The following is a 1,549-nucleotide window of genomic DNA, read 5'->3' on the forward strand; positions in this document are numbered from 1 at the left end:
AACAGCACCGCGGCCTGTGCGCGCGCGCTGTCCTCGTCGATGCGGACATTCGTGCCGACATTGCGGGTCGGCAGCCCCTCGCCGAGCCAGCGCTCGACCGTGCGGACATCGACACGCACCAGCGCCGCGACATCGCAGACGGTCATCAGCGGCGCGAGGGCGCGCGCCTGTGCGGCCCCCCGGGGAAAAGGCCCCCGTTCGCAGGCCCACATCTCGGCCGCGCGGATCCGGTGCTCGCGGTTCAGGCGCTCCGCCGACAACGCTCCGTCCCTGACCATGTTGCGCACGGTCCGGGCCCCGAGCTGCCAGCGGTCGGCAACATCCGCGACGGTGAGATACTGTTCGGCAAGCCTCTGCATGCCGGGGAAATGCGTCCCGACCCCACCCGCCGGAAACGTATGGCAACCACACAATCGGAAACAGAGTGTTCCCAACGCCCGGGATCACAGGCGCGATCCGCCCAGCCCGGGTATGCTAGTCCCACGCCCGCCGCGCCTTGCAGGAGTATCGCCGGTGCTATTCCCCGCGATGGTCCAGCGCGGGATCGGGGCCATCCCAGGGCACGCTCGCCACCTCTTATCGGTGATCCGCCGTTCGACGAAACGGGCCTCGACGGCCTCTTCGCTGTGGCACTTCTCGCGGGACATGGCCGCAACGGTGACAGGTCTGAAGCCGCCCGACAGGTCGGTGTCAGGCCGCCTCGCCCCAGATCCGGCCGCACCAGCCCGAAACCCCCTGCAACCCATCGAAGGCCGGGTCGCGGGACACCAGCGGGCACCGCAGTTCCAGCGCCGTGGCGCCTATCATCCGGTCGAAAGGGTCACGGTGCGCCCAGTCCAGAGCACCGGCTGCCATGGCCATGCGGGCCGTGTAGGGCGCGAACTCGAAGCCTTGCGCCAGGCAAATGCTGTCCAGCTGACCGGCGTGGCCCGCCATGTCGTCCCATTTACCGTTGCGGACCTTGAGCGTGATTTCGTGCAGCGTGCAGGGCGGGACCAGAACCGCCGTCGCAGTCTCGACCGCTCCAAGAACCGCGGCGGGCAGGCGCGCGGGATCGATCATCGACCAGACCAGAACGTGGGTGTCGAGCAGAATCCGCGTCATGCGCCCCACTCGGCAAGCTCTGCCTCGCTCATCGGCTCCAGAAAGTCCGGGAGGCTCTCCTTGCTGACCTTGTCCTCAAGAAGCCCCAGGCGAATCCCGCGGGTCCGGGCCGGGACCAGCTGCGCGACGGGCACGCCGCCGCGGGCGATGATCACCTCTTCACCGCGCTCCACGGCCGCAATGAGTTCGGAAAGCTTCGCCTTCGCTTCGGACACGTTCATCTGCATGGCGCACCTGCATTGTACCTGGTCCAAGTCCTAGACCATCTTGTCGAGAAAATCAACATCGCGGCCACGCCGCGCGCCGCCAGCGCCTGGGATCGGTGCTCAGGCGACGACGAAAAACACCACATGGACCATGACGTTCACCGCCGGGAGAATGGTGTATCGGGTATGGGCGGCGCGGTGTCGCGCGTCCGCGCCAGGAAGGCGCCCGGGGTCTGCGT

The 1,549-nt window shown here is 67.9% G+C and carries 3 protein-coding genes; all 3 read right to left on the reverse strand.

Annotation, left to right across the window (positions count from 1 at the left end):
* Positions 1-359: helix-turn-helix domain-containing protein (locus ENN83_RS07275; protein WP_287185594.1), on the reverse strand; the 359-nt coding region annotated here is incomplete at its 3' end.
* A gap of 331 nt (positions 360-690) precedes the next feature.
* The gene (locus tag ENN83_RS07280) at positions 691-1,104 is read right to left on the reverse strand and encodes a type II toxin-antitoxin system VapC family toxin (protein ID WP_132696812.1); all 414 of its coding nucleotides are present in this window, start codon (positions 1,102-1,104) and stop codon (positions 691-693) included.
* Positions 1,101-1,331: a type II toxin-antitoxin system Phd/YefM family antitoxin gene (locus ENN83_RS07285; protein ID WP_132696814.1), complete on the reverse strand. Its 231-nt coding sequence runs from the start codon at positions 1,329-1,331 to the stop codon at positions 1,101-1,103. Before ENN83_RS07285 ends, ENN83_RS07280 begins: the two co-directional genes overlap by 4 nt.
* Positions 1,332-1,549 lie beyond the last annotated feature (218 nt).

Source organism: Rhodovulum sp. (assembly GCF_011048875.1).
Classification (GTDB): domain Bacteria; phylum Pseudomonadota; class Alphaproteobacteria; order Rhodobacterales; family Rhodobacteraceae; genus Rhodovulum; species Rhodovulum tesquicola.

Coding starts and splice junctions, on each gene's coding strand:
- ENN83_RS07280 (WP_132696812.1), bottom strand. CDS start 1,104: ATGACGCGGATTCTGCTCGACACCCACGTTCTGGTCTGGTCGATGATC.
- ENN83_RS07285 (WP_132696814.1), bottom strand. CDS start 1,331: ATGCAGATGAACGTGTCCGAAGCGAAGGCGAAGCTTTCCGAACTCATT.